Annotated in this window: 18 protein-coding genes; 14 read left to right on the plus strand and 4 right to left on the minus strand. The window is 57.5% G+C overall.

The features are described 5' to 3' along the window. Nucleotides 1-31: 31 nt before the first annotated feature. Nucleotides 32-1,597, minus strand: a complete 1,566-nt coding sequence (crtD, locus tag QK300_RS01410; RefSeq protein ID WP_281299767.1) for a 1-hydroxycarotenoid 3,4-desaturase CrtD — start codon at nt 1,595-1,597, stop codon at nt 32-34. Between the two features lie 122 nt (nt 1,598-1,719). Between crtD and QK300_RS01415 the strand changes: the two genes are divergently transcribed. The 12 genes from QK300_RS01415 (at nt 1,720) to pufC (ending at nt 12,696) form a co-directional block, all read left to right on the plus strand. Continuing rightward, nucleotides 1,720-2,610, plus strand: a complete 891-nt coding sequence (locus QK300_RS01415) for a polyprenyl synthetase family protein (protein ID WP_281299766.1) — start codon at nt 1,720-1,722, stop codon at nt 2,608-2,610. Nucleotides 2,611-2,627: 17 nt separating this feature from the next. Continuing rightward, nucleotides 2,628-3,719: a methyltransferase gene (locus QK300_RS01420; RefSeq protein ID WP_348651803.1), complete on the plus strand. Its 1,092-nt coding sequence runs from the start codon at nt 2,628-2,630 to the stop codon at nt 3,717-3,719. 163 nt (nt 3,720-3,882) lie between these two features. After that, entirely contained in the window at nt 3,883-4,842 is a 960-nt protein-coding gene (gene bchC, locus QK300_RS01425; RefSeq protein WP_281299765.1) for a chlorophyll synthesis pathway protein BchC, read from the plus strand. Then, entirely contained in the window at nt 4,839-5,801 is a 963-nt protein-coding gene (locus tag QK300_RS01430) for a chlorophyllide a reductase iron protein subunit X (RefSeq protein ID WP_281299764.1), read from the plus strand. The genes bchC and QK300_RS01430 overlap by 4 nt, the downstream gene beginning before the upstream one ends. A 97-nt stretch (nt 5,802-5,898) precedes the next feature. Further along, complete coding sequence (gene bchY, locus QK300_RS01435; RefSeq protein WP_348651804.1) at nt 5,899-7,341, plus strand: chlorophyllide a reductase subunit Y; 1,443 nt, start codon at nt 5,899-5,901, stop codon at nt 7,339-7,341. Further along, nucleotides 7,341-8,792, plus strand: a complete 1,452-nt coding sequence (gene bchZ / locus QK300_RS01440) for a chlorophyllide a reductase subunit Z (protein ID WP_281299762.1) — start codon at nt 7,341-7,343, stop codon at nt 8,790-8,792. The genes bchY and bchZ overlap by 1 nt, the downstream gene beginning before the upstream one ends. Before the next feature lie 56 nt (nt 8,793-8,848). Beyond that, complete coding sequence (locus QK300_RS01445) at nt 8,849-9,085, plus strand: hypothetical protein (protein WP_281299761.1); 237 nt, start codon at nt 8,849-8,851, stop codon at nt 9,083-9,085. Nucleotides 9,086-9,197: 112 nt separating this feature from the next. Beyond that, the gene (gene pufB, locus QK300_RS01450; RefSeq protein ID WP_281299760.1) at nt 9,198-9,422 is read left to right on the plus strand and encodes a light-harvesting antenna LH1, beta subunit; all 225 of its coding nucleotides are present in this window, start codon (nt 9,198-9,200) and stop codon (nt 9,420-9,422) included. An 18-nt stretch (nt 9,423-9,440) separates the two neighbouring features. Further along, nucleotides 9,441-9,617: a light-harvesting antenna LH1, alpha subunit gene (gene pufA, locus QK300_RS01455; protein WP_081837023.1), complete on the plus strand. Its 177-nt coding sequence runs from the start codon at nt 9,441-9,443 to the stop codon at nt 9,615-9,617. A gap of 169 nt (nt 9,618-9,786) precedes the next feature. Continuing rightward, nucleotides 9,787-10,611, plus strand: coding sequence for a photosynthetic reaction center subunit L (pufL, locus tag QK300_RS01460; RefSeq protein ID WP_042083789.1), 825 nt, complete (start codon nt 9,787-9,789; stop codon nt 10,609-10,611). A gap of 10 nt (nt 10,612-10,621) precedes the next feature. Continuing rightward, nucleotides 10,622-11,593, plus strand: coding sequence for a photosynthetic reaction center subunit M (pufM, locus tag QK300_RS01465; protein WP_281299759.1), 972 nt, complete (start codon nt 10,622-10,624; stop codon nt 11,591-11,593). A 26-nt stretch (nt 11,594-11,619) separates the two neighbouring features. Beyond that, nucleotides 11,620-12,696, plus strand: coding sequence for a photosynthetic reaction center cytochrome PufC (gene pufC, locus QK300_RS01470; protein WP_281299758.1), 1,077 nt, complete (start codon nt 11,620-11,622; stop codon nt 12,694-12,696). Nucleotides 12,697-12,853: 157 nt separating this feature from the next. On the opposite strand, the gene QK300_RS01475 is transcribed toward pufC, so the two are convergent. Continuing rightward, a complete protein-coding gene (locus QK300_RS01475; RefSeq protein WP_281299757.1) occupies nt 12,854-13,627 on the minus strand; it encodes a glucose 1-dehydrogenase in 774 nt (257 codons plus the stop codon). A gap of 265 nt (nt 13,628-13,892) precedes the next feature. On the opposite strand from QK300_RS01475, the gene QK300_RS01480 reads away from it, so the two are divergent. Further along, entirely contained in the window at nt 13,893-16,802 is a 2,910-nt protein-coding gene (locus QK300_RS01480) for a TonB-dependent receptor (protein ID WP_281320803.1), read from the plus strand. Between the two features lie 79 nt (nt 16,803-16,881). Continuing rightward, nucleotides 16,882-19,851, plus strand: coding sequence for a TonB-dependent receptor (locus QK300_RS01485; protein ID WP_281299755.1), 2,970 nt, complete (start codon nt 16,882-16,884; stop codon nt 19,849-19,851). A 157-nt stretch (nt 19,852-20,008) separates the two neighbouring features. Here QK300_RS01485 and trxA read toward each other — a convergent pair whose 3' ends face one another. Together trxA and addA are read right to left on the minus strand one after the other, a co-directional pair. Further along, a complete protein-coding gene (gene trxA / locus QK300_RS01490) occupies nt 20,009-20,341 on the minus strand; it encodes a thioredoxin (protein WP_081837021.1) in 333 nt (110 codons plus the stop codon). 140 nt (nt 20,342-20,481) lie between these two features. Next, entirely contained in the window at nt 20,482-24,009 is a 3,528-nt protein-coding gene (addA, locus tag QK300_RS01495) for a double-strand break repair helicase AddA (RefSeq protein WP_281299754.1), read from the minus strand. Nucleotides 24,010-24,011: the final 2 nt, after the last annotated feature.

A 24,011-nucleotide genomic window follows, 5' to 3' on the forward strand; every position in this document is an offset into this window, starting at 1 on the left:
TCGCAATAATACCACAGATAGCCGCCATCCTTCAGGGGCTGGTCAAATCCCGGCCCTCGTGATCCCTGATCAGCGCTTTGGCCGCCATCAGCCCCGAAAGGGCGGCCATCGGCACCCCCGGCCCCGGATGCACGCTCCCCCCCGCCAGATACAGCCCCGGACAGGCCGTTTTCACCCCCGGCCTTTGGAACGAGGCCCGCCAGCCATGAGACACCGGGCCATAAAGCGCCCCGCCGGTGGCCGGATAAAGGGCCGCAAAATCCTGCGGGCTGGTGGTTTCCACCCAATGGGGATTGCTGAGTTCCAGCCCACAGGCTTCCAATCGGCGACGCATCCGCTCTTCGCATCCTTTGATCTCCTCCTCATCATAGGTTTTCTGATCGCCATTGGCCGGGGCATTGATCAGACAGAACAGCCGCTCTGTGCCGTTCACAGGGCCTCGTCCCGTGGGCTGGTCATCGCTCAGGCTGCGATCTTGTGCGCACAGATAAACCGTTGGATCATGGGGCACGGCTTTCTGGCGGAAAAGCTGATCAAATTCGCGGCCATAATCATCGGAAAAACAAACCATATGATGATGGAGGGGACCTCCCTTGATCCGCCCCAGCATCGACCATGTGAGCGCCGATAAAGATCGCTCGGCGCGGGCTTTGGCCTGTGAAAGCTTTGGCAGAGCCTTTTTCATTTCGTTTCCGAAATAACCTGATTGCAGGGCTGTTTTATCGCCATTGAACAAGATCATATCCGCCATCATGCTCTGCTGCGATCCTTGATGGTTGATGAGAATTTCATAGCCCCCCCCGCCTTTGGATTTCGGCCCCCTTGGGCGGATGGCCGTGACCTCATGGCGCGGGCAGAAGAGGGCCCCTGCCTTGATGGCCAGTTCGCCAAGGACACGGGCCAGCGCCGCCATGCCGCCCTTGATCTGCCATACGCCTTTTTGTTCGGCATGGGCGACCAGCATCAGGGTGGCCGGGGCGGCATAGGGCGACGATCCGCAATAGGTGGCATAGCGGCCAAAAAGCTGTTGCAGCCGGGGATCGCGAAATTGCCGCGCCAGGCTTTCCCCATAGCGGGCAAAGGGCGAGATCGCCAGCAGATCGGTCATGCCCTTGGCCCCGCCTTGTAACCCTGCCCCTATAAGCCCGGATAAGCTTGGTTTGGGTTGGCGCATGAAGCTGTGATCCAGGGTTTCAAAGCAGCGTTTCGATTGGGCGGCAAAGGCTTGATAGGCGCGGGCATCGGCGGCCCCCGCAAAATCGCCGATGGCAGCGCAGGTGCGTTCGGGGTCGGCATGAAGATCGAGCCGCGCCCCGCCCGACCAGAAATGCCGGGCCAGAACAGAAGCCGGCTTGAGGCCAAGATGATCATCAAGAGATAAGCCCGCATGGGCAAAAATTTCATCGAACACCGCCCGCAGGGTAAAGACCGTGGGGCCGCTATCGATGGGCCGCCCGCCGCCATCTAGGCTGCGGATCTTGCCCCCCGGCACGGGCTGGCGTTCCAGAATGGTGACCGCATAGCCCCGGGAGGCGAGCACTAAGGCCGCGCTCAAGCCGCCAATCCCGGCGCCGATAATGATCACTGATGCGGCCATGGATGCTCCTGATCCGTGTTTTTCGCCTGATGCGGTTCTTATGTCTATACTAATTGACAATAATATGTGACTATAAAATCTGACAGTGAAGCATGACCAGTCCATTGCGCAGGAGAGGCCGGATGGATCCGATGCACCAAATCGAAGCAACCTTAATGCGGGCTCTGGATCGCGGAGAAGGCCCGGGGGCCCCACCGCGTTTGGGTGCGGCCATGCGCCATGCGGTTTTTCCCGGCGGGGCGCGCATTCGCCCCCGCTTGTGCCTTTCGGTGGCCCGGGCGTGCAGCCCGGCACCAAAGCCCGATCATCAGGATGCGTCCATCATGTTCGGGGCCGCCAGCGCGATCGAGCTGTTGCATTGTGCGTCTTTGGTTCATGATGATCTCCCCTGTTTTGATGATGCGGCCATGCGCCGGGGCAAGCCATCGGTGCATGTGGCCTTTGATGAGCGCCTGGCGGTTTTGGCCGGGGATGCGCTGATCGTGATGGCCTTCGAGATTTTAGCGGTTGAGGCCGCAGCCCGGCCCGAACGCTTATCAGCGCTTTTGAGCATTTTGGCCCGATCGGTTGGGATGCCTTTGGGTATTGCCGCAGGTCAGGCGTGGGAATGTGAGCCCCATGCCGATCTTTCGGCCTATCAGCAGGCAAAAACCGGGGCCTTGTTTGCGGCGGCCAGTCTGGCTGGGGCGGTGGCTGTGGGCTTTGAGGCCGATCCGGGGTGGCGCGATTTTGGCGAGCGTTTGGGCGAGGCTTTTCAGGTGGCCGATGATATTCGCGATGTGGCGGGTTCCGCCGAGCAGGAAGGCAAGCCGGTGGGCCGCGATGATGCTTTGGGTCGGCCCAATGCCGCCTTGGCCCTTGGCCTGCCGCGCGCGGTTGAAAGGCTGGAACATCTGATTGCCAGCGCCATCGATCAGATCCCCCTTTGCCCGGGCCGGGCCGTTTTATGTGCTGAAATCCGGGCTGTTACCCGCAGCTTCCTGCCGCAAATGATCTGGGAAGCAGCCCACTGAACCCGTGGCTTCATCGCCTGCGCAATCGGCTTTTAGCCAGTCGCCGCTTTCGTTTTCAGGCCGCGCGCTTTCCCCTCACCCGGGCGGTTGCCCGCAAAAGGGCGGCGGCGCTTTTCGATCTGTGCGCGGGCTTTGTTTATTCCCAGATTCTGGCGGCTTTGGTCGCCCTTGATCTGTTTGAGCAATTGGCGGATGGCCCGGTGCCGCTGCAGGCGCTGGCCCGTGCCAATGGGCTTGAGATCGAAGCCGCCCGGCGGCTTTTGGATGCCGGGGTTGCCCTTGATCTGATTGATCGGGTTGAGGGTGAGTCTTATGCTTTGGGGGCGCTGGGGGCGAGCCTTGTGGGGGATCGGGGCCTGCTGGCGATGATCGCCCATCATGATATGCTGTATCGCGATCTGGCCGATCCCGTGGCCCTGTTTCGCAATCCACAGCACCGCACCGAACTGGGCGCATTCTGGGCCTATGCCCAAAAGGGCGGGGGTGCGAATCACCCAAAGCCGGATGCAAAATCGGTTGCCCGCTACAGCGCCTTGATGGCCGCATCCCAGGATATGATCGCTGAACAGGTGCTGGCCGCTTATCCCGTGCACAGGCATCAGGTGATTCTTGATGTGGGTGGGGGCGAGGGGGTGTTTTTGGCGCATGTCGCCCAAAAAGCCCGGGATGCCCGCTTGATTCTTTTTGATTTGCCCGATGTGGCGGCGCGGGCGGGCGATGCCCGATCCGATCTGGTGGCCGCCCAAAGGCTGTCTTGTGTGGGCGGTGATTTTACCCGCGATCCCTTGCCAAAGGGGGCTGATCTCATCTGTTTCGTGCGCATTTTGCATGATCATGAAGATGCGATCGTAGAGCGGCTTTTGGCCGCCGCTTATGAAGCCCTGCCCCCGGGGGGGCGCCTTTTACTGGCCGAGCCAATGGCCGATACAAAGGGCGCGCGGGCCATGGGCGATGCCTATTTCGGGATTTATCTGCTGGCCATGGGGCAAGGCAAGCCGCGCCGGGCGGATCGCCTGAAAGCGATGCTGGCCACCGCCGGATTTAGCCAAATCGCCGAGAAAAAAACCGCTCAGCCCATGATCACCCGGCTTTTGCTGGCCCGGAAATAATCCTCATCGCCGGGTTTTCTTGAAATATGACATCTCCATGCGTCATATAAAGTTGACAAATCAAACTGTCACTTTAAACTTACACACAGAAAGCCGATTCCCTGATCAGGCCCGAGCAGACAAGGGCATCACAGCAGGAACAGGCTGAAGGAGCGAAAACAAGATGGAGAGCATGGCAATCGTTCTGGAAAAACCAAAGCAGCTGGGCTTGCGGGCCCTGCCATTGGTTGATCCCAATGATGCCGATCTTGTGGTTGAAACCCGCTATAGCGGCATCAGCACCGGCACCGAACGGCTTTTGTGGAGCGGCGACATGCCCGATTTTCCCGGCATGGGCTATCCTCTGGTGCCGGGTTATGAGTCGGTCGGCCATGTTCTGGAGGCCGGATCGGCCACCGGATATAAGACGGGCGATGCGGTTTTCGTTCCCGGGGCCAATTGCTTTGGCGATGTCAGGGGCCTGTTTGGGGGGACCGCTTCGCATCTGGTGGTTGCCGCTGATCGCTGTATTTCCTTAAGCAAAGATCGGGTGGGTGTTGATCTGGGGGAACAGGGCATTTTAATGGCTCTGGCCGCCACCGCCTATCACGCTATCTTCCCCAAACAGCCAATCGAACCGCTGCCCGATCTGATCATCGGGCATGGGGTTTTGGGCCGCCTGATCGCCCGGCTGGCGGTGCAGGCCGGCGGCCATCCCATGGTGTGGGAATTGGATGCGGGCCGCCGCGGGGGTGGAGTGGGTTATCAGGTGGTGCATCCCGATGATGACCCGAAAACCGATTATCACAGTATTTGCGATGTCAGCGGCGATAGCGCCATTCTGGATCGTTTAATTGCCCGGCTCGCTCCGGGCGGCATCATCAATCTGGCCGGTTTCTATGCCCGGCCTTTGTCTTTTTCCTTCCCCCCCGCCTTCATGCGCGAAGCCCGTTTGCGGATCGCGGCGCAATGGACGCCTGATGATCTGGCGGCGGTCATGACCCTGATTTCATCACGGGCTTTATCCCTTGATGATCTGATCACCCATCGGGCCGACATTCGTCAGGCCGATGATGCTTATCGGACCGCGTTCGGCGATCCGGCATGCCTTAAAATGATATTGGATTGGAGGTCCATCAGATGAGCCCGCTCGATAGTTTTCACGAGTCAGAGCCGCCGGTGGGAAACCGTTCGGATAAAAAAACCCAGGTCATTGCCATTTATGGCAAGGGTGGGATCGGCAAGAGTTTTACCCTTGCCAATCTGTCTTATATGATGGCGCAGCAGGGCAAACGGGTTTTGCTGATTGGCTGCGATCCCAAAAGCGATACCACGTCGCTGCTCTTTGGCGGACGAAGCTGCCCCACCATCATTGAAACATCGTCAAAGAAAAAGCTGGCTGGCGAAGATGTGGCCATCGGCGATGTGTGCTTCATGCGCGATGGGGTTTTTGCTATGGAATTGGGCGGCCCCGAAGTGGGGCGCGGCTGTGGCGGACGCGGCATCATTCATGGCTTCGAGCTTTTGGAAAAGCTGGGATTTCATGAATGGGATTTCGATTATGTGCTGCTCGATTTTCTGGGGGATGTGGTGTGCGGCGGCTTTGGCCTGCCGATCGCCCGTGATCTGTGCCAGAAGGTGATCGTGGTGGCCTCCAATGATCTGCAATCCCTTTATGTGGCCAATAATGTGTGCTCGGCGGTGGATTATTTCCGCAATCTGGGCGGCAATGTGGGGGTCGCGGGGTTGGTCATCAACAAGGATGATGGCACCGGCGAAGCGCAGGCTTTTGCCGATCAGGTCGGCATTCCGGTTCTGGCCGCGATTCCTCAGGATGAGGATATCCGTCGCAAATCCGCCAATTACCAGATCGTCGGCATGCCCGGCAGTCCTTGGGCTTCGCTGTTCGAGGATCTGGCCGCGCAGACGGCATCGGCGCCGCCGCTTCGCCCCACGCCTTTGGATCAGGATGGTCTTCTTGATCTGTTTTCCGCCGATAGCGTTGGCCGCGATGTGGTGCTGAAGCCCGCAACCCTTGCCGATATGTGTGGCGGTGAAGTGAAAATCAAACCCTCGCTGGAGGTGATTTATGAAAAAGTCTGATCCGGCAGGCCCGGGCGGACTGGCTCAGATCGATCCGCCCCCGGCTAAGTCTGAAGACCCGGCAGCCGAGGCATCGTGCCATAATGGTGCTGAAAAAATGCGGGCGAAGGCAAAGGCGGCGGGCAACAGCGCCGTGCTTGAGCGCTATGCTGCCGATTATCCGGCAGGCCCCCATGATAAGCCCCAAAGCATGTGTCCGGCATTCGGCAGCCTGCGGGTGGGATTGCGGATGCGGCGCACGGCCACGGTTTTATCCGGCTCGGCCTGCTGCGTGTACGGCCTCACCTTCACATCGCATTTTTACGGGGCCCGGCGCACCGTGGGTTATGTGCCGTTCAATTCGGAAACGCTGGTCACTGGCAAGCTTTTTGAAGATATCAAGGATGCCGTCCACGATCTCGCCGATCCGGCGCTTTATGATACCATCATCGTTACCAATTTATGTGTGCCCACGGCTTCGGGCGTGCCTTTGCGCCTGCTGCCCAAATCGATCAATGGCGTGCGGGTGGTGGGGATTGATGTGCCCGGTTTTGGGGTGCCCACCCATGCCGAAGCCAAGGATGTGCTGGCCGGGGCCATGCTGGCTTATGCCCGCGCCGAAATTATGAGCGGGCCGGTACAGGCTCCGGAAAGTCGCCGCGAAGATCTGCCCACCATCACCTTACTGGGCGAAATGTTCCCCGTTGATCCCATGAGTATCAATCAATTGCTCGAACCCATGGGGCTGGCCGCCGGACCGGTGGTGCCAACGCGGGAATGGCGGGAATTATACAGCGCCCTTGATTGCGCGGCGGTGGCCGCCATTCATCCTTTTTACACGGCTTCGGTGCGCGAGTTTGAAGCCGCTGGCCGCCCGGTGTTCGGCTCGGCTCCGGTGGGTGTGGATGGCACGGCCGCCTGGCTTGAAGCGGCTGCGGGCCTTTGTGGGATTGCACCGGATAAACTGGCCGAGGCGCAAAACAAGGCCTTGCCCGCGATCCGTGCGGCTTTGGCCGATCATCCCATCAAGGGCCGGATCACCCTTTCGGGCTATGAGGGATCGGAATTGCTGGTTGCCCGCCTGCTGATCGAAAGCGGGGCCGATGTGCGCTATGTGGGCACTGCCTGCCCGCGCACGCCCTGGTCGGATGATGATCGCGATTGGCTGTTGGCAAAGGGTGTTGAGATTGGCTATCGCGCTTCATTGGAGCAGGATCTGGCGGCCATGGAGGCTTTTGAACCGGATCTCGCCATCGGCACGACCCCGGTGGTGCAAAAAGCCAAAGAGCGCGGCATTCCCGCCCTTTATTTCACCAATCTCATCTCGGCCCGGCCATTGATGGGCCCGGCGGGGGCGGGATCGCTGGCGCAGGTGGTGATGGGCGCCATGGGGAATAAGGATCGCTTCGATGTGATGGAGCGGTTTTTTGAAGGTGTGGGCACCGGCTATGCCGCAGGCATCTGGGAAGATACCCCCCGCCTGCCCGCCAAAGCCGCGCCATCCAAAGCAAAGCCGGCCGAACGGACCACCGGCAGCATCATTGATGCGGAGGTGGGCTGATGCTTGTTCTCGATCATGATCGCGCGGGCGGCTATTGGGGCTCGGTTTATGTTTTTTCTGCGATCAAGGGATTGCAGGTGATCATCGATGGACCGGTGGGCTGTGAAAATCTGCCCGTCACATCGGTTTTGCATTATACCGATGCCCTGCCGCCCCATGAATTGCCCATCGTTGTCACCGGTTTGGGCGAAGATGAGCTTGGCCAGCATGGCACCGAAGATGCGATGCGCCGGGCTCATAAAACCCTTGATCCCGATCAGCCCGCGGTGGTGGTGACCGGCTCGATCGCCGAGATGATCGGCGGCGGGGTCACCCCCCAAGGCACCAATATCCAAAGATTCTTGCCGCGCACCATCGATGAGGATCAGTGGCAAAGCGCGGATCGCGCGATGAACTGGCTGTGGACCCAATATGGCGCCAAGGGCGGCAAGATGCCCAAGCCCAAAAAACGCGCCGAGGGGGAGACGCCCAAAGTCAATATCATCGGCCCGATCTATGGCAGCTTCAATATGCCATCGGATCTGGCGGAAATCCGCCGCCTTGTTGAAGGCATCGGGGCCGAGGTTTCGATGGTGTTCCCGCTGGGTTCGCATCTGTCGGATGTGAAGCGGCTGGTGGATGCGGATGTCAATATCTGCCTATATCGCGAATTTGGCCGCCTGCTGTGTGAATCCCTTGAAAAGCCCTATTTGCAGGCGCCCATCGGCCTGCACAGCACCAGCAAATTCCTGCGGACTTTGGGGGAATTGCTCGGCCTTGATCCCGAACCCTTCATCACCCGTGAAAAGAACACAACCTTAAAGCCGATCTGGGATTTGTGGCGGTCGGTGACCCAGGATTTTTTTGCTACCGCCAATTTCGGCATTGTTGCCACCGATACCTATAGCCGGGGCGTGCGCAATTTTCTGGAAGAGGAAATGGGCCTGCCCTGCTGTTTCAGTTTTTCAAGGGTGGCCGGCCAAAAGCCCGATAATGCCGCCGTGCGCGAAGCGATTGCCCGCACCGCTCCGGTGATGGTGTTCGGCAGCTATAATGAACGCATGTATATCGCCGAACGGGGCGGACGGTCGGCCTATATTCCGGCATCTTTTCCCGGCGGGATCATCCGGCGGCACACCGGCACGCCTTTCATGGGATATTCCGGTGCCTGCTATCTGGTGCAGGAAGTGTGCAACGCATTGTTTGATGTGCTGTTTCATATTCTGCCTTTGGCCAAGGATATGGATGGCGGCACCCCAACCCCGGCCAAGCTGCGGAAAAATGTGGATTGGGAGCAGGAAGCCCGCGCCCTGCTCGATAGCCTGGTGGCGGAACATTCCGTGCTGACCCGCATATCGGCGGCCCGCCGTTTGCGCGATGTGGCCGAAAGGCTGTGTCGGGAACAGGGTGATGCGCAGGTGACGGTCGAGACCGTTTTGAGTGCGAAAACACAGATGTCCGGCGCTTTTTAAGCATTGGACCACCGGTGCGGCATGGGCCCGCCGGAAACAGGACGAGGGAGAGTGATATGGTTGATCTGGCACAAACAGGACCGGCGGTAAGCGATGACCGACGCCGTGATGTTCTGGCCATGCGGCTCACCCTTTATGCCACCTTCTGGATATTTCTTTTGGCAGTTTTGCTTGCGCGGGTGGTTTCACCCTTTACCGCGCGGGCGCAGGAACACGGCCCCCGCCGCACGGTTTTCCGTGAGGCGCGGGAGAAGGCGCATGCGTGCATACCTTATGCTTTCATGTCGTGGTAGGGGCGCTTTTTCGGGCAATGGGATGATCGGCGCCCCGATACTCGACCCCCATCCCTTTGTCACCCGTGCGGATGTCCGCACAAGGCTGCGGCCTTAAAAAGGAGAGAAACGAATGAGTACAACACCAGGAGGCGGCTCCCTTTCGGGGCTGTCTGAAGATGAGGCGAAGGAATTTCATCGCATCTTCATGCAAAGCTTCATCCTGTTCACCGTGATTGCCATTGTTGCGCATGTTCTTGTGTGGATGTGGCGTCCGTGGCTGCCCGGCGAAGGCGGATATAGTTCGCTTATCGAAGGCGCTCAGCTTGCCTTAACCGCATTGCCGATTTTCGGCTGATCACAAGGAGGACGCATCATGTGGCGCGTTTGGCTTTTATTCGATCCAAGACGGTCTTTGATCGCTTTGTTCGTGTTTTTATTCGTGCTGGCGATTTTGATTCATTTCATCTTGCTCAGCACCGATCGGTTCAATTGGATCGAAGGTCCGGCAGCTTCGGCCATGCAGGTGGCGCGTATGGCGGGCTTTGCCTGATCAGAGGATCGCAGGATCTGATCCGATATCCGGCCCCAAAAGGGCTGCAGAAAACGTCAACGGGCGGCACGGTGTGGCACAAATGTGCCCCCCGGCCCGTTGCCACCCCATGAAACGGTATAAGCGAGCGTAATTGCACGATTGCTTTGACAGATCGGAGATAGCAACCATGGCTTTGCTCAGTTTCGAGAGAAAATATCGCGTACGTGGTGGAACGTTGGTTGGCGGCGATCTGTTCGACTTTTGGTTCGGACCGTTTTATGTCGGCTTTTTTGGCATCACCACCCTCTTTTTTACGGCTTTGGGAACCGCCCTCATCGTTTATGGGGCGGCTTTGGGGCCAACCTGGAATCTGTGGCAGATCAGTATCGCGCCACCGGATCTGGAATATGGCTTAGGCCTCGCCCCACTCAAGGAAGGCGGGCTGTGGCAGGTCATCACCATTTGCGCCATCGGGTCCTTTGTTTCATGGGCTTTGCGCGAAGTGGAAATCTGCCGAAAACTGGGGATCGGCTATCATGTGCCCATCGCCTTTGGCTTTGCCATTTTCGCTTATGTGACTTTGGTGGTTTTCAGGCCGCTTTTGCTGGGTGCCTGGGGGCATGGTTTTCCCTATGGCATTATTTCGCATCTCGATTGGGTGTCCAATGTGGGCTACCAATATCTGCATTTCCACTATAATCCCGCCCATATGATCGCCGTCAGCTTCTTTTTCGCCACGACATTCGCTCTGGCGCTGCACGGCTCCCTGATCTTGTCGTCCACCAATCCGCGCAAAGGCGAACCGGTGAAAACGGCAGAGCATGAAAACACCTTTTTCCGGGATGTCATGGGATACTCCATCGGGCCGCTGGGCATTCATCGCCTTGGCCTGTTTCTGGCGCTGAGTGCGGGATTCTGGAGCGCCGTTTGCATTGTCATCAGTGGTCCTTTCTGGACACGCGGATGGCCGGAATTCTGGGATTGGTGGCTGAAGCTGCCGGTATGGTCCTGAGGGGGCGATGATGGCTGATTATCAAAATATCTTCACACAGGTTCAGATCAGAGGCCCGGTTTATCCCGGTGTTCCCCTGGGTGCGGGAAATGAACCGCGTGTAGGCAAGGGTGGCTTCGTTTATTGGCTGGGTGCCCTTGGTGATGCGCAGATCGGGCCGATCTATCTCGGTTGGCTTGGTCTGATGTCTTTGGTTTGCGGATTTGTCGCTTTCGAGATCATCGGGCTCAATATGTGGGCTTCGGTGGGATGGGATCCGGTGGAATTCGTCCGGCAATTACCCTGGTTGGCCTTAGAGGCCCCATCGCCTGAACATGGCATTGGCATTCCGCCCCTCAATGAAGGGGGATGGTGGCTGATTGCCGGGTTCTTCCTCACCGCATCGATCATTTTATGGTGGGTGCGCACCTATCGCCGGGCGGTTCAGCTGGGCATGGGCACCCATGTAGCCTGGGCCTTTGGCGCGGCAATCTGGCTTTATCTGGTGCTGGGCTTCATTCGGCCTTTATTGATGGGCAGCTGGTCGGAAGCCGTGCCCTTCGGGATTTTCCCGCATCTGGATTGGACGGCGGCTTTTTCCCTGCGTTATGGCAATTTGTTCTATAATCCCTTCCATATGCTGTCGATCGTCTTTCTATATGGCTCGACCCTTCTCTTTGCCATGCATGCAGCCACCATTCTGGCGGTCAGCCGCTTTGGCGGTGAGCGTGAAATCGAACAGATCGTTGATCGCGGCACGGCATCGGAACGCGCGGGCCTTTTCTGGCGCTGGACCATGGGCTTTAATGCCAGCATGGAATCGATCCATCGCTGGGCCTGGTGGTTTGCGGTTTTATGCACTCTCACCGGCGGAATCGGGATTTTGCTCACCGGAACGGCCGTGGATAACTGGTATCTTTGGGCGGTGAAACATGGGCTGGCCCCAACCTATCCCGAAGTTTACACCCCCGCCGTCGATCCCGCCGCCACAGGAGGCCAGTGATGTCATTCATAGACAAGAGAAATCCTGTGTCGGGCCGGTGGGCACGCACAACGGGGCTGATCACGATGCTGATCGTGCCCTTAGGGCTTGCCGCCTGCGATGATCCCGTGGATGTGCCCCCCCTTGATAGCCAGCAGATCGGCTATCGGGGCACGGGGATGGAGCAGGTGAGCAATCCAAGGCTCGATGCGCTTTTGGTGAAGCTCAATGAGGTGCCGCCGCCGATCTATGATCCGGTGCCCGCCGATGGGCCGATGGCGACCGAGATTTATCAGAATGTTCAGGTGCTGGGGGATCTGACCGCCGATCAGTTTGATCGGTTGATGGCCCATATCACCGAATGGGTGGCCCCACCCGAACAGGGCTGCAACTATTGCCATAATCCCGAAAATCTGGCGGACGACAGTGTTTATACCAAGGTCGTTGCCCGGTCGATGATTTCCATGACCCGCCAGATCAATAGCGATTGGGGCGATCATGTGAGCCAGACCGGGGTCACCTGCTATAGCTGCCATCGTGGCGAGCCGGTGCCCGCCAATATCTGGTTTGCCGCCCCACCACCCACAACGAAGATGGTGGGCTGGGATGGTGGCCAGAATCATCCGGTAGCCGCGATCAATTACAGCTCCTTGCCTGCCGATCCCTTCAGCGCTTATCTGCTTGATGATGAGGCGATCCGCATTGCGGCCCCCAAGGCTTTGCCCGGAGCCCATGATGCCCCGATCCAGCAGACCGAGAAAACCTATGCCCTGATGATCCATATGAGCCAGAGCCTGGGGGTGAATTGCACCTTCTGCCATAATAGCCGCAGCTTTGGCGATTGGACGCAAAGCCCGCCCCAGCGGACCACTGCCTGGCATGGCATCCAGATGACCCGGATGCTTAATCAGGATCATCTGAAGCCGCTCACAGACGTTTTTCCCGAAAATCGGCTGGGGCCTTTGGGTGATGTGGCGAAGGTCAATTGCAGCACCTGCCATCAGGGCGTGAACAAGCCGCTTTTGGGGGCGCCGATGTTGCGCGATCATCCTGAATTATGGGGGGATGCCGATTTCAGCCAGAAGGCTGCGGGCACGGCAGCCCTCAATTTTGAGCAGCCCTGAGTTTTGAGTGGCTTTGAGTTTTGAGTGGCCTTGAGTTTTGAACAATCTCGTAATTTGAACAGAATGGGGCGGGGTAAGGGGGCTTGATCACTGATCAGGCCCCCTTTTCAGTTGCGGCTGATCCTTTCCATTCATTGAGCCCATTCATTGAGCCCATTTATTGAGCACTGAGGCCGCCATCGATCAGCAATTCGCTGGCATTGATGAATTTGGCTTCATCGCTGGCCAGAAACAGGGCAGCATAGGCCACATCCATGGGTTCACCCACCCGGCCCATGGGATTTCCCCTGGCCAGTTTTTCCAATAAAACATCGCGCGGCATGCCGGGAATCACATCATCCAGAATCGCCGTATCGATGAAAGCGGGATGCAGAGAATTGCAGCGGACCGGATAGCGATTGCGTGCACAATGAAGGCCTACCGATTTTGTGAGGTGCCGCACCGCCGCCTTTGATGAGCAATAAGAGGCCATATTGCCATCCGCCAGAATTCCGGCAATCGACGAGATATTGATGATCGAAGCGCTTTTGCTTTGGCGCAAGGCCGGCAGGGCGGCGCGGCAGCCAAAGAAAACACTGTCGAGATCCACCTCATGCATGCGCCGCCAATCCTTGGTGGAGGTGTTTTCCACCGATCCCATCCCCCCGATTCCGGCATTGTTCACGAGAATGTCAAGTCCACCAAAATGGGCGCAACCTTCGCTGATCACGCTGTCCCAGCGGGCTTCATCTGTCACGTCCTGATGCAGAAATAAAGCTTTATCGCCAATCTCTTGGGCAACGCTTTGGGCGCTTTTTTCATTGATATCGGTGGCGATGACCTTCGCCCCTTCACGGGCAAAAAGCAGGGCCATGGCGCGACCAAGCCCTGATCCTGCACCGGTTATCAACGCAACTTTGCCGGAAAGTCGTCCTGTCGTATTCTCGCTCATGGACTCTGCCTTTGTCATGGGAATGAATAGGATCTGCTCAGAATGGATTGAGACAAAAGCACAGCCCAAGAACCAGAACAAAGCATCCTTCTTGCCGTTTTTGGCAGGTGTTGCAATCTGACAACTACTTCTCATCCGCAGTATAGAGCCACTTGACGGACGCATGGCAGTCCATCAATCTCGGTCCAGAAAAGAAATAACGACCATGGTGCAAGCGGTTTAAAAACAAAATTGCATGTGGTTTTGGGTCATTTTGGGAGAGGTTATGTTTTACGCAAAATCCGTATTGCGGGCGACGACAGCACTTGCAACGTCTGCTTGCCTTTTGGGGTCTGCTTCCGCCTGGGCCCAAACCCAGCAGGAAGAACCGGCTGAAATCAGCCTTGAAGAAATCGTCGTCACCGGCAGCTATATCCGCCGGTCTTCCGGGGTGAGCCAATCCTCGCCGATTTCGGTGATCGGCAGTGCGGATATCGACAAGATCGGCGCCACCAATATTGCCAATATCGTCCAGACCCTGACGATCAACACGGGATCGCAAAACAACCCGGACGCCTTTACCCAGAATTTTTCCACCGGAACCAGCAATATCAATCTGCGCGGCCTTGGGGTGTCATCCACTCTCGTGCTGCTCAATGGCCGTCGGCAGGTGGTGAGCGGGGCCACCACCGATGATGGGGTGGGCTTCGTGGATACCTCGTCGCTGGTGCCGATGATCGCCATCGAACGGATGGAAATCCTGAAGGATGGGGCGGCGACGCTTTATGGCTCGGATGCGGTGGCGGGTGTGGTCAATTTCATCACCCGGGATCGCTTTGAAGGCTTTGAAATCAGGGCCGATTATCAGGGCGTGGTGGATACCGGCACGCAAACCGATCTGAAGATCGAAGGCATGGGCGGCGTGCAGTTTGATCGTGGCTATGCCGTGGCCGCTGTCAGCTTTATGGATCGCACATCGCTGACCACCGGCGAAAAGCGCCTGTCGGAATTTGGCGGGCCGGATGTCAGCTCTATCGGCCAGCCGGGCACATTTATCCTCACCGCGCCGCCGCCTAATCCGCTGTTTGGTGCTATTTTCAATGGCCTTGTGGGCGCGGGGCAAACGCCGGCTTTCGCCGATCCGGGCTGTGCCGCCAATCCTAATTCCCTGCCGCCCGCTGCCGTTCCGGCTTTTGGGATTCCGGCCGGGGTGGTTGGCTTCTGTCGTCTTGATTTTGGTGATTTCTTTAATCTGGTGCCCGAAGAAACCCGCCTGCAGGGTTTTGCCAAGGTGGGTTACAGCATCACCGATGATCTGGAATTTTTCTCCGAGTTTTCATTTGCCCGCAATCGCGCCAAGCGGGGCAACACCCCCACCTTCCCGGTTCTGATTCCGCAAACCATTCCGGGCTTTTCCGGGGGTTTTGCGCCGGGCACTTTTGGCGATCCCAATAATCCCCGGGCCATTGCGCCTAATCCTTTCAATCCTTTCGGGGTGGATGCCATCTCCCTCGTTCGGCCTTTGGGTCAGGGCGAGCCGGTTGATAGCACCCATGATTCCGATACCTTCCGGGCCGTTGTTGGGCTGGATTGGGCGATCAATGATACCTGGCGGTTGCAAACCGATCTGGTGGCCGCGCAAAATGATTTCACGGTCTCGGCTCAGGACACATTGGCCACAGAATTCTTCTTTGCATTGAATGGCCTGGGTGGGGAAAACTGTAATCCGCTGACCGGCGTGCCGGGGGTTGGCAATTGCCAGTTCTTCAATCCCTTTGCTTCGTCCTTCACCTCACCTGAAGGTGCCACAGTGATCAATCCGGCCACCGGGCTGCCGGTGCCCGTAGCCAATAGCGACGAGATTTTCGATTTCATTCTTGGCCGTAATCTGATCGATATCGATTCCGATCTTCTGGTGGTCGATGCGGTGCTCTCGGGCGATCTGGGCGATACGATTACCCTGCCGGGGGGCAAGATCGGCCTTGCCGTTGGGGCGCAGTTCCGGAATGAAGAATTTTCCGTTAATGCCGATACCAATTCCAATAATGGCAATTTCCTGTTCGTGAGCGGGGCGGGTACCCGGGTCAATGATTGGGAGGCGGATCGCGATGTGGTTGCGGTTTTTGCCGAAATCAATCTGCCGGTCACCAACTGGTTTGAAATCAGCTCTTCGGTTCGTTATGAAGATATTGATGATGTGGGGGATACCGTCGATCCCAAGGTGGGCGTGCTGATCACCCCCACCCCGGATCTGAGATTGCGGGGCACCTATTCCACCTCTTTCCGCTCGCCATCCTTGTTCCAGCAGAATACCGAAGGTTTCGTGGCCTTGGCGCAGCTGACCGATCCGCTGCTCGGCAATACCGCCTTCATTGCCGAATTCACGACCGGCAATCAGAATCTGAAGCCTGAAACATCGCGTCAGTTCAATCTGGGCGGCACATGGGAGCCATCCTTCCTTGAGGGGCTTTCGGTGGATGTGGATTACTGGAATTTCAAATTCCGCGATGCCATCGTCAAGGAAAATGCTCAGGCGCTTCTGGATGCGGCAGGGGCGATCGAAAATCCGCTGCAGCGTGCAGGCGCCCTTCTTAGCCCGCCTTTCGTCCGTCCCTTGGGGGCCGCCTTGCCGCTCCTCTCGCAGGTGAACACGCAATTCGTGAATGCACCCAGCATCGAAACCGATGGGGTGGATCTTAATCTGCGCTATGTGATGGATAGCGATTATGGGGTGTTCTCGCCCTTTTTCGAAGGCACCTATATCTTCAATTATGATGTCTTTGATCCCACATTGGGGATCGAGATCCGGGGTGTTGGCAATCGTAATTTCCGCAATGTGGGCGATCCCACGCCGCGCCTGCGCTTTAATACCGGGATCAATTGGGCCATGGGCGCGCACAGCTTTTTTGCCGTCGGCCGCTATATCCATGATTATAATGATGATCAGCTCAGCCCCACCGCCACTTTTGTGGGCGAGGAAAATGGCAGGGTATCGAGCCAGTTCACGGTCGATCTGCAATATAGCGTGCAATTGGGCGAATATCTCGATTTCGCCGAGAATGTGGGGGTTACGGTTGGCGCCATCAATGTCACCGGGGAAGATCCGCCCTCGGTCAACACCAATGGCGGCTTTGACAGCAAGGTCCATGATCCGCGTGGCCGGGTGCTTTATGTGCGGCTGCTGACCAAATTCTGATGCACGGGGGGCCTGATGCGCCCCCCTTTCCCTGCCTTCAGTTCATTTAATTTTGTCATAAACCCGCCAGGGGGACCTCATGAAAAAGATCAATGCTTTAAAATTTGGAACGGCTTTGGCCTCTTTGTCCTTTGCCACCCTGATGGCCGTGCCTTCCTTAGCGCAGCAATCGGTGGCGGACGATGCCGGCCTTGAAGAAATCACCGTTACCGGCAGCTATATCCGCTCGCCGCGCCAATCCGAACGGCCCTCACCCATCTCGATCATCGGTCAGGATGATTTGCGGGAAATCGGGGCGGCCGATATCGCCGATCTCACCAATACCCTCACCATCAATAATGGGGCGCAGAATAATCCCGATGCCTTTACCCAGAATCTGACCACGGGCACGGAATCGATCAATCTGCGCGGCCTTGGCCTTGCCTCCACCCTTGTGCTGTTGAATGGCAAGCGGCAGGTGAGTTCGGCCGCGCCCACCGATGAGGGAATTTTGTTCGTCGATACCGCCTCCCTGATCCCGATGATCGCCTTGGAACGCACGGAAATTTTCAAGGATGGGGCGGCGGCCATCTATGGCTCGGATGCGGTGGCCGGTGTTGTCAATTTCATCACCCGCAGCAAATTTGAAGGCCTGGAACTGAAAGGCGAATGGCAGGGCAATACCAATAATAGCCAAAACGACCTGAAGGTTGAAGGCATCATCGGCGGCGGGAATGATCGCACCCATATGGTGGTGGCGGCCAGCTATCTCGATCGCACATCACTGACCACGCGGGAGCGTGATCTTCGCCCCGAAGCCTTCCGTGGCGTAAATGGCCAAAGCGTATCGGGCATTACCAGCACACCGGGCAATTTCATCTTACTCTCGCCGCCCATTCCGCAATTGAACCCATCCAATCCCGATCTGCCTGCGTTGGCGGCTTTGTTCGGGGCCTTGGGCCAGGGCAATGTGATCGTTCCCGATCCGCAATGCGCTGAAGCCGCGCAATTTGATGACGATGTGAAATTTGCGCCTCTGCAGGATCCCTTTCTGGGCACAGGCGTGAATATTGCTCTGCCCAATGGCACCGGCGGATTCAATGGCACTTGCCAATTTGATTTCGCCCGTGATTTCAATCATGTGCCTGAAGAAACGCGGTTACAGGGCTATGCCAGCCTCACCCATGAATTCAGCAAGGCAGCGGAATTTTATGGTGAATTCACCTATGCCCGCAATCGCGCCACACGCCAGACCTCGAATTTCCCGATCATTGATCCCCTGTTCATCGCCCCCACCAATCCGTTCAATCCCTTTACCGGTGCGGCGCTCTTCTTTGTTGGCCGCAGCCCCGGCTCAGGGCAGGTGGATGATTTCTTCACCAATGATCCCAATCCCAATACATTTGCCCATAACACCTATCGCATCAATGCCGGGATGCGGGGGGATATTTCGGAAAACTGGTATTATGATGTCAGCTATACCCGGGGCATCAATGATTATCGCCTGAACAGTTCCGATGGGCTTGATTTGCAAACCAATCTGGCGCTGAACGGCTTGGGCGGGCAGAATTGTAATCCCGCTACCGGTACGCCGGGCGTTGGCAATTGCTTCTTCTATAATCCCTTCGGCTCGGGCTTTCTGGCTGATCCCAGTGCAACCGTTCCGGTGCCCGGTGTTTTGGATGCTCAGGGCAATCAGGTTTTCGTACCAGTCCGCAATAGCAGCGATGTTCTGGATTTTATCACCGGTGATATCAATCTCGAAGGGGATAGCGATCTCACGGTTCTGGATGGTGTGATTGCGGGCAAGGCCTTTGATCTGCCCGCTGGCCCCTTGGGTGTGGCCTTTGGTTTCCAATATCGTGAGGATCGGCTGGCGCAGGATTTTGATGACAATACCAATCGTGGCAATTTCCTCTTTGTCACTGCGGCAATTGAAGATTTTGACCGAAGCCGGGATGTTTACGCGCTTTTTGCGGAAACCCAGATCCCGGTGACCAAAAATCTGGAAATTTCCGCAGCCGTGCGCTTTGAAGATTATGGCGGCAGCATTGGCGATTCCGTCGATCCGCGGGTCGCGGTTCTTTATACCCCCACTGATTGGCTTTCGGTGCGCGGCTCTTTCAGCACTGCCTTTCGGGCCCCTTCGATCTTCCAGCAATTCGGCAATCAAACCAGCCTCAATTCAGTGGAAGATCCCCGCACCGGCGGGCAGCCGTTCATTGCCATCAATACTGTGGGGAATGAAGAACTGGCGCCCGAAGAATCAACCAATTTCAATGTCGGCTTCACGGCCACACCGATTGCCGGTTTGGAATTGAATGTTGATTTCTGGCAGTTTGATTTCGATGACATCATCGTTCGTCAGCAGCCCGAAGAAGTGGCCCGCCGGGCGTTGATCGAGAGCGATCCCAATTTTGATCCCACGCTTTTGGGTCGGGATGTGGTGCTTGGGCCAACCGGCGGCCTCGCCTTTATTCGCACGCAGTTCATCAATGCGGCGGGGATTAAAACCAATGGCGTCGATGCTTCGGTCAATTACAGCTATGATACCAATATCGGCACCTTCCGTGCCGGGATTGAAGGCACCTATGTCAATAAATACCGGGCGCCCGTGGGCGTGGGCGAAGCCATCATCGATGCGGCGGGCTCGCGCAATTCGCAGAATTTTGCTGCTCCCATCCCGGAATTGCGCTTCAATGCCACCCTTGGTTATCGCAATGGCGGCCATAATTTTGTGACCTTCGTGCGCTACACGGATAGCCTGAGGGATGATCAGAATTGCGGCGGCGGCGATAGCCCGGCGGATTTTTCAAGCCCCAATCCTGAAACACTTTTGTGCGATGGCGGGCTGCAATTTTCCAAGATCAAAAGCCACACCACGGTTGATACCCAATATGGCTATAGCTTTGGTGAATATGGTCCGCTGAAAGGCGCAAGTATCGCGGTGGGGGCGATCAATCTCTTTAATAATGCTCCGCCTTTCGTCAATACCGATGGTGGCTTTGAAAGCCGCACCCATGATCCCCGTGGGCGCATGGCCTATGTTCGGCTGATTTCCAGCTTCTGATCTGGGCCAATGCCTTGCGGCAAAGGGGGGGCCTGATGCGCCCCCCCTTTTTTATGGCAAAAGGTTTTTTCCCAGCGGTTTAAAAAGCAAAACGCCCGGCCATGGATGACCGGGCGTTGGAGCCGTGTGATTTTATGCGATCAGCAAAGGCGCAGGCTCACAAAAGGGCGTCGTCGATCCAGCTGGCGATCTGTTGCTTTGGCAGAGCACCCACCTTGGTGGCCTGCGCTTCGCCCTTGTGAAACAGGATCATCGTGGGGATACCGCGCACGCCAAAGCGGGTGGGTGTTTCGGGATTGTCATCAATATTGATCTTGGCGATCACCAGATCATCGCGCTCGCCGGAAATTTCTTCCAAAGCCGGGGCGATCATCTTGCAAGGGCCACACCATTCGGCCCAAAAATCCACCAGAACCGGCTTATCGGATTTCAAAACATCATTTTCAAAGCTTGCGTCACTGATTTTAATCGTCGCCATCATGCACTCCATTCTCTTGGCTGAAAGCCGCATGGGCGGCATTCATGAGGATGAAGGCCGGATGCGTCTGCTTGGCCTGAAAGTAGGGAGGCCCATGCCCCCGGTCAAGATGCCAGAACGACATCAAGCGATGTTGAATGAAAATCGCCGCCTTAGCCCGCAAGCTTTTGGCGATCGAGAAGATCGTCGGGCAGATCCATCAAGCGCGGCCCATCTGTCCATAAAAGGGCGCAGCGGATGGGTTTATCCCGATAAATGCGGCGCAGGGCATCGCGATAGGCCCGCATTTGCCGCAGATAGGCGGGGCTGGTGTCCTCGACCTTGAGGGGGGGCGGACGGTTGGTTTTATAATCGATGATGAACACCCCCTGATCCGAGACTGCCAACCGGTCGATCTGGCCGGAAATCGCCCGATCCCCCACCAATCCGGCCAAAGACACTTCGGCCAGACTGCCCGGAGCAAACAGGGCGGAAAAATCTTCAGCATCCAAAATAGCCGCGATCTCGGCCCACCATTGATCAATGGTTTTAGGGTCGAGGGCATAAGCGGGTTGCGCCAAAAAGCGCCGCGCCGCCGCTTCGCGATTTTCGAGGGCAATTTCGGGCAGAAGCTCCAGCAATTTATGGATCAAAAGCCCGCGCTGCCAGCGATGGGATTGCCCGGCTTCAAGGGGGCTTAAAGCTGCGGGCTCTTCATCTGTGGGGCGCGAGGGGCTGAGCGGGCGCGACGGGATCGGTTCGGCCATCGGCGGCTGATCAAGCCATGCGGGCCGGTCGATCGGGCCATCGGGTTCCAGCGCCTGTTCCTCGGCTTTGGGCGGGCAGGTCTGCTGGCCGGAAAAGCGCAGGATGGTGCGCTCGTCCTCGGGATTGGTAATGTGTTCAACATCCTTTAGCCGCTCCATCCCACTTTTGATCCGTTCATACCAGCTTTGAACCGAAGATGTCTTCTGGGTTTCCCATGCGCAGGCATAAAGCCGATCCTCGGCCCGGGTCAGCGCCACATAAAGCAGCCGCCAATATTCCTGTTCGGCGATGGCGGTCAGCGCATCGCGCGCTTGTTTCAAGGGGCCGACTTCAAGGCTTTTGCTATTGCCGCGCCAGATCAACAAAGGCAGATCAGGCCGGCCGCTGGGGGCGGCGGGGGAAAGCTTCAGCAGGCTTTGATCCAAAGGCGGCAGACGATTGCAATCGGGCAGATAAACGATGGGCGCTTGCAGGCCTTTGGCCCCATGCACGGTCATGATGCGCACTTCATCGCGGCCTTTTTGTTCGGGATCGCGCTTGATTTCGGCACCGCCCCGCTCGATCCATTGCAAAAAGCCCTGCAAGGATGGCGGCTGATTGGTTTCATAATCACGGGCAAGGCGCAGCAATTCATCCAAAGGATCGAGCACCTCGGCCCCCATCCGACCGATCAGCGCCCGGCGCATCCCCAAAGGGCCCGCAAGGCGCGCAAAAAATTCATAAGGCGGCATCTGATCGGCCCCGGCGCGGATCGCTTCGATCTGCTTTAAAGCCGGGGCAAAGATCGGGTGATCGGGGGCTTTTTCCCGAAGGCGATCCCACAGGCTTTGCTGGCCGCGATCATGGGCCAGATCAAATAAAGCCGCTTCATCAAGGGCGATCAGGGGGCCCTTTAAAACCGTGGCCAAACACAGATCATCTTCGGGTAGCAAGGCGAGATGCGCCGCCGCCAGCATATCCTTGACCGCGATCTGGTCGGTGATGGTCATGCGATCCGATCCGGCCACCGGCACATGCAATTGCTTGAGTTTCTTGATGAGAAAATCAACGAAGGGCGAGCGGGTTTGCATCAGGATCAGAATATCCCCCGGTCGGATCGCCCGCCCCCGGGCGCTGAGCTGTTCGCCATTATCGAGCAGGGCGCGGATATGCCGGGCGATACGCACCGCCAATCGGGCCTGCACATTGTCATCGGGCTGCTGCTGATCGGGCACATCCCAGGCATCATCCACGATCTTTTCAGATTGCGGCTCGATGGGCCATAGCTCCACAAGGCCGCCATGGCCCGCGCGATGGGCCTGATGGCGGATCGCCCGCTCCTCGAGGCTGATGCCTTGGGTCAGCGCCGGATCATCAAACACCGCATCCACAAGGGATAAAACCGCCTGCACCGAGCGAAAGGATTGATCGAGGGCGATCTGCCCGAAATTTTGATGGGCCGCCTCGGCCTTGTCGTGCACCCGGTCGCGGGCCCCTATGAAGGCGCGGGGATCAGCCCCTTGGAAGCCATAGATCGATTGCTTTAAATCCCCCACCGCAAATAATGTGCGATCCAATGGCGGCTGATCGCTGACGGGTTTCGGTTCATAGGCGGATTGGCCGGAAAAGAAATCATCGGTCAGCGCATTGATCACCGACCATTGTTCGGGATTGGTATCCTGAGCCTCATCCACCAGAACATGGGTGATTTCGGCATCAAGCTTATATAAAATCCATGGGGCGATATCGTCACGCTTTAATAGCTTTTCCGTTGCCGCGATCAGATCATTATAATCCAGAACGCCTTCGCGTGTTTTGGCGGCTTCATAGTTTGACAGGATCGCCGCGCCCACGCGCAAAGCCGCTTCGGCAAATTGGCTCACCTGAATAAGCTTGCGCCTGTCGTCGATGGCGAGGAGCCGCGCCGCTTCGTTCGCGATGAAATCGACCACCTCGGGCCAGGCCGTTTTCACGGCTTTCACTGGATATTTGCTTGTTTTGCGGGGTTCGCCCTTTCCGGTCAGAAAAACACGGCCATAGGCATCCCAACAGGCTGTGCGCTCTGAAGCAGGCGTGGCGAAGATGCTTTCCAGGGCGGGGATGTGCTGTTTATCTTTTACGCCGCCCTTTTCATGCAACAGAGCTAAAAAATGCCTGAGGTCATCGAGGGGCAAGGCATTGTCGCTCAACGCATCGCTCAGAAGGCTTTCGGCCGTTTCCCCCTCATGCACCCCCAGCCGTCGGCGAATGGCGGTGATCAGCCCCTCCATGCCATAAGCCTGCAAAAGATCATGTAAAATCCGGCGTTCATGGATCAGGGTGTTGATCAGGGCGTCAAACCCTTCTTCATTCACCTCGCTGGCGATCCGGCTGATGGCATCGGCCAGTTTCTGATCATTTTTTGCCAGATGGCGGCTATGATTGATGACGTCTTCGCGGGCTTTTGCCAGCAGATCCTTTGCCCCTTGATCTTCGATCAGATCGAAATGGGGCGACAGGCCCGCCTCCAGCGGAAAGCGGCCCAAAAGGGCCTGGCAAAAGGCATGAATGGTCTGGATGCGCAGCCCTTCGCTAAGATCGAGAACATGGGCGAAAAGCTGCCGCGCCCGCTTCAGCATTGCCGCATCGGCGCGTTCGCCGGATTTCAGATTGATCTCGGCCGCGAGCACCTGATCATCGTGCAGTCTGGCCCATGTGCCCAGAGTTTTGCGCAGCCGATTGGCCATTTCGGCGGCTGCGGCCTTGGTGAAGGTGAGGCACAGGATCTGTTCAGGGCGAACTCCGCGCAAAAGCAGGCGCAGCACCCGCGCCGTCAGCACATGGGTTTTCCCCGTGCCTGCCGATGCCATCACCCAAATGCTGGATCGCGGATTGCTGGCCGCGTCCTGCACGGCGGTCAGCCCTTCGCCGGTGGTCAAAAGGGGGCCTTGATGGGGATCGGCGGGGCTGGGCATCG

The organism is Iodidimonas sp. MBR-22 (genome assembly GCF_029946565.1).
Classification (GTDB): Bacteria; Pseudomonadota; Alphaproteobacteria; order Sphingomonadales; family Rhodothalassiaceae; genus Iodidimonas; species Iodidimonas nitroreducens.

What these genes read in the sequence shown, in the direction of transcription:
- crtD (WP_281299767.1), bottom strand. Translation starts at nt 1,597, where the DNA reads ATGGCCGCATCAGTGATCATTATCGGCGCCGGGATTGGCGGCTTGAGC.
- QK300_RS01415 (WP_281299766.1), top strand. Translation starts at nt 1,720, where the DNA reads ATGGATCCGATGCACCAAATCGAAGCAACCTTAATGCGGGCTCTGGAT.
- bchC (WP_281299765.1), top strand. Translation starts at nt 3,883, where the DNA reads ATGGAGAGCATGGCAATCGTTCTGGAAAAACCAAAGCAGCTGGGCTTG.
- QK300_RS01430 (WP_281299764.1), top strand. Translation starts at nt 4,839, where the DNA reads ATGAGCCCGCTCGATAGTTTTCACGAGTCAGAGCCGCCGGTGGGAAAC.
- bchY (WP_348651804.1), top strand. Translation starts at nt 5,899, where the DNA reads ATGCGGGCGAAGGCAAAGGCGGCGGGCAACAGCGCCGTGCTTGAGCGC.
- bchZ (WP_281299762.1), top strand. Translation starts at nt 7,341, where the DNA reads ATGCTTGTTCTCGATCATGATCGCGCGGGCGGCTATTGGGGCTCGGTT.
- QK300_RS01445 (WP_281299761.1), top strand. Translation starts at nt 8,849, where the DNA reads ATGGTTGATCTGGCACAAACAGGACCGGCGGTAAGCGATGACCGACGC.
- pufB (WP_281299760.1), top strand. Translation starts at nt 9,198, where the DNA reads ATGAGTACAACACCAGGAGGCGGCTCCCTTTCGGGGCTGTCTGAAGAT.
- pufA (WP_081837023.1), top strand. Translation starts at nt 9,441, where the DNA reads ATGTGGCGCGTTTGGCTTTTATTCGATCCAAGACGGTCTTTGATCGCT.
- pufL (WP_042083789.1), top strand. Translation starts at nt 9,787, where the DNA reads ATGGCTTTGCTCAGTTTCGAGAGAAAATATCGCGTACGTGGTGGAACG.
- pufM (WP_281299759.1), top strand. Translation starts at nt 10,622, where the DNA reads ATGGCTGATTATCAAAATATCTTCACACAGGTTCAGATCAGAGGCCCG.
- QK300_RS01475 (WP_281299757.1), bottom strand. Translation starts at nt 13,627, where the DNA reads ATGAGCGAGAATACGACAGGACGACTTTCCGGCAAAGTTGCGTTGATA.
- QK300_RS01480 (WP_281320803.1), top strand. Translation starts at nt 13,893, where the DNA reads ATGTTTTACGCAAAATCCGTATTGCGGGCGACGACAGCACTTGCAACG.
- QK300_RS01485 (WP_281299755.1), top strand. Translation starts at nt 16,882, where the DNA reads ATGAAAAAGATCAATGCTTTAAAATTTGGAACGGCTTTGGCCTCTTTG.
- trxA (WP_081837021.1), bottom strand. Translation starts at nt 20,341, where the DNA reads ATGGAGTGCATGATGGCGACGATTAAAATCAGTGACGCAAGCTTTGAA.
- addA (WP_281299754.1), bottom strand. Translation starts at nt 24,009, where the DNA reads ATGCCCAGCCCCGCCGATCCCCATCAAGGCCCCCTTTTGACCACCGGC.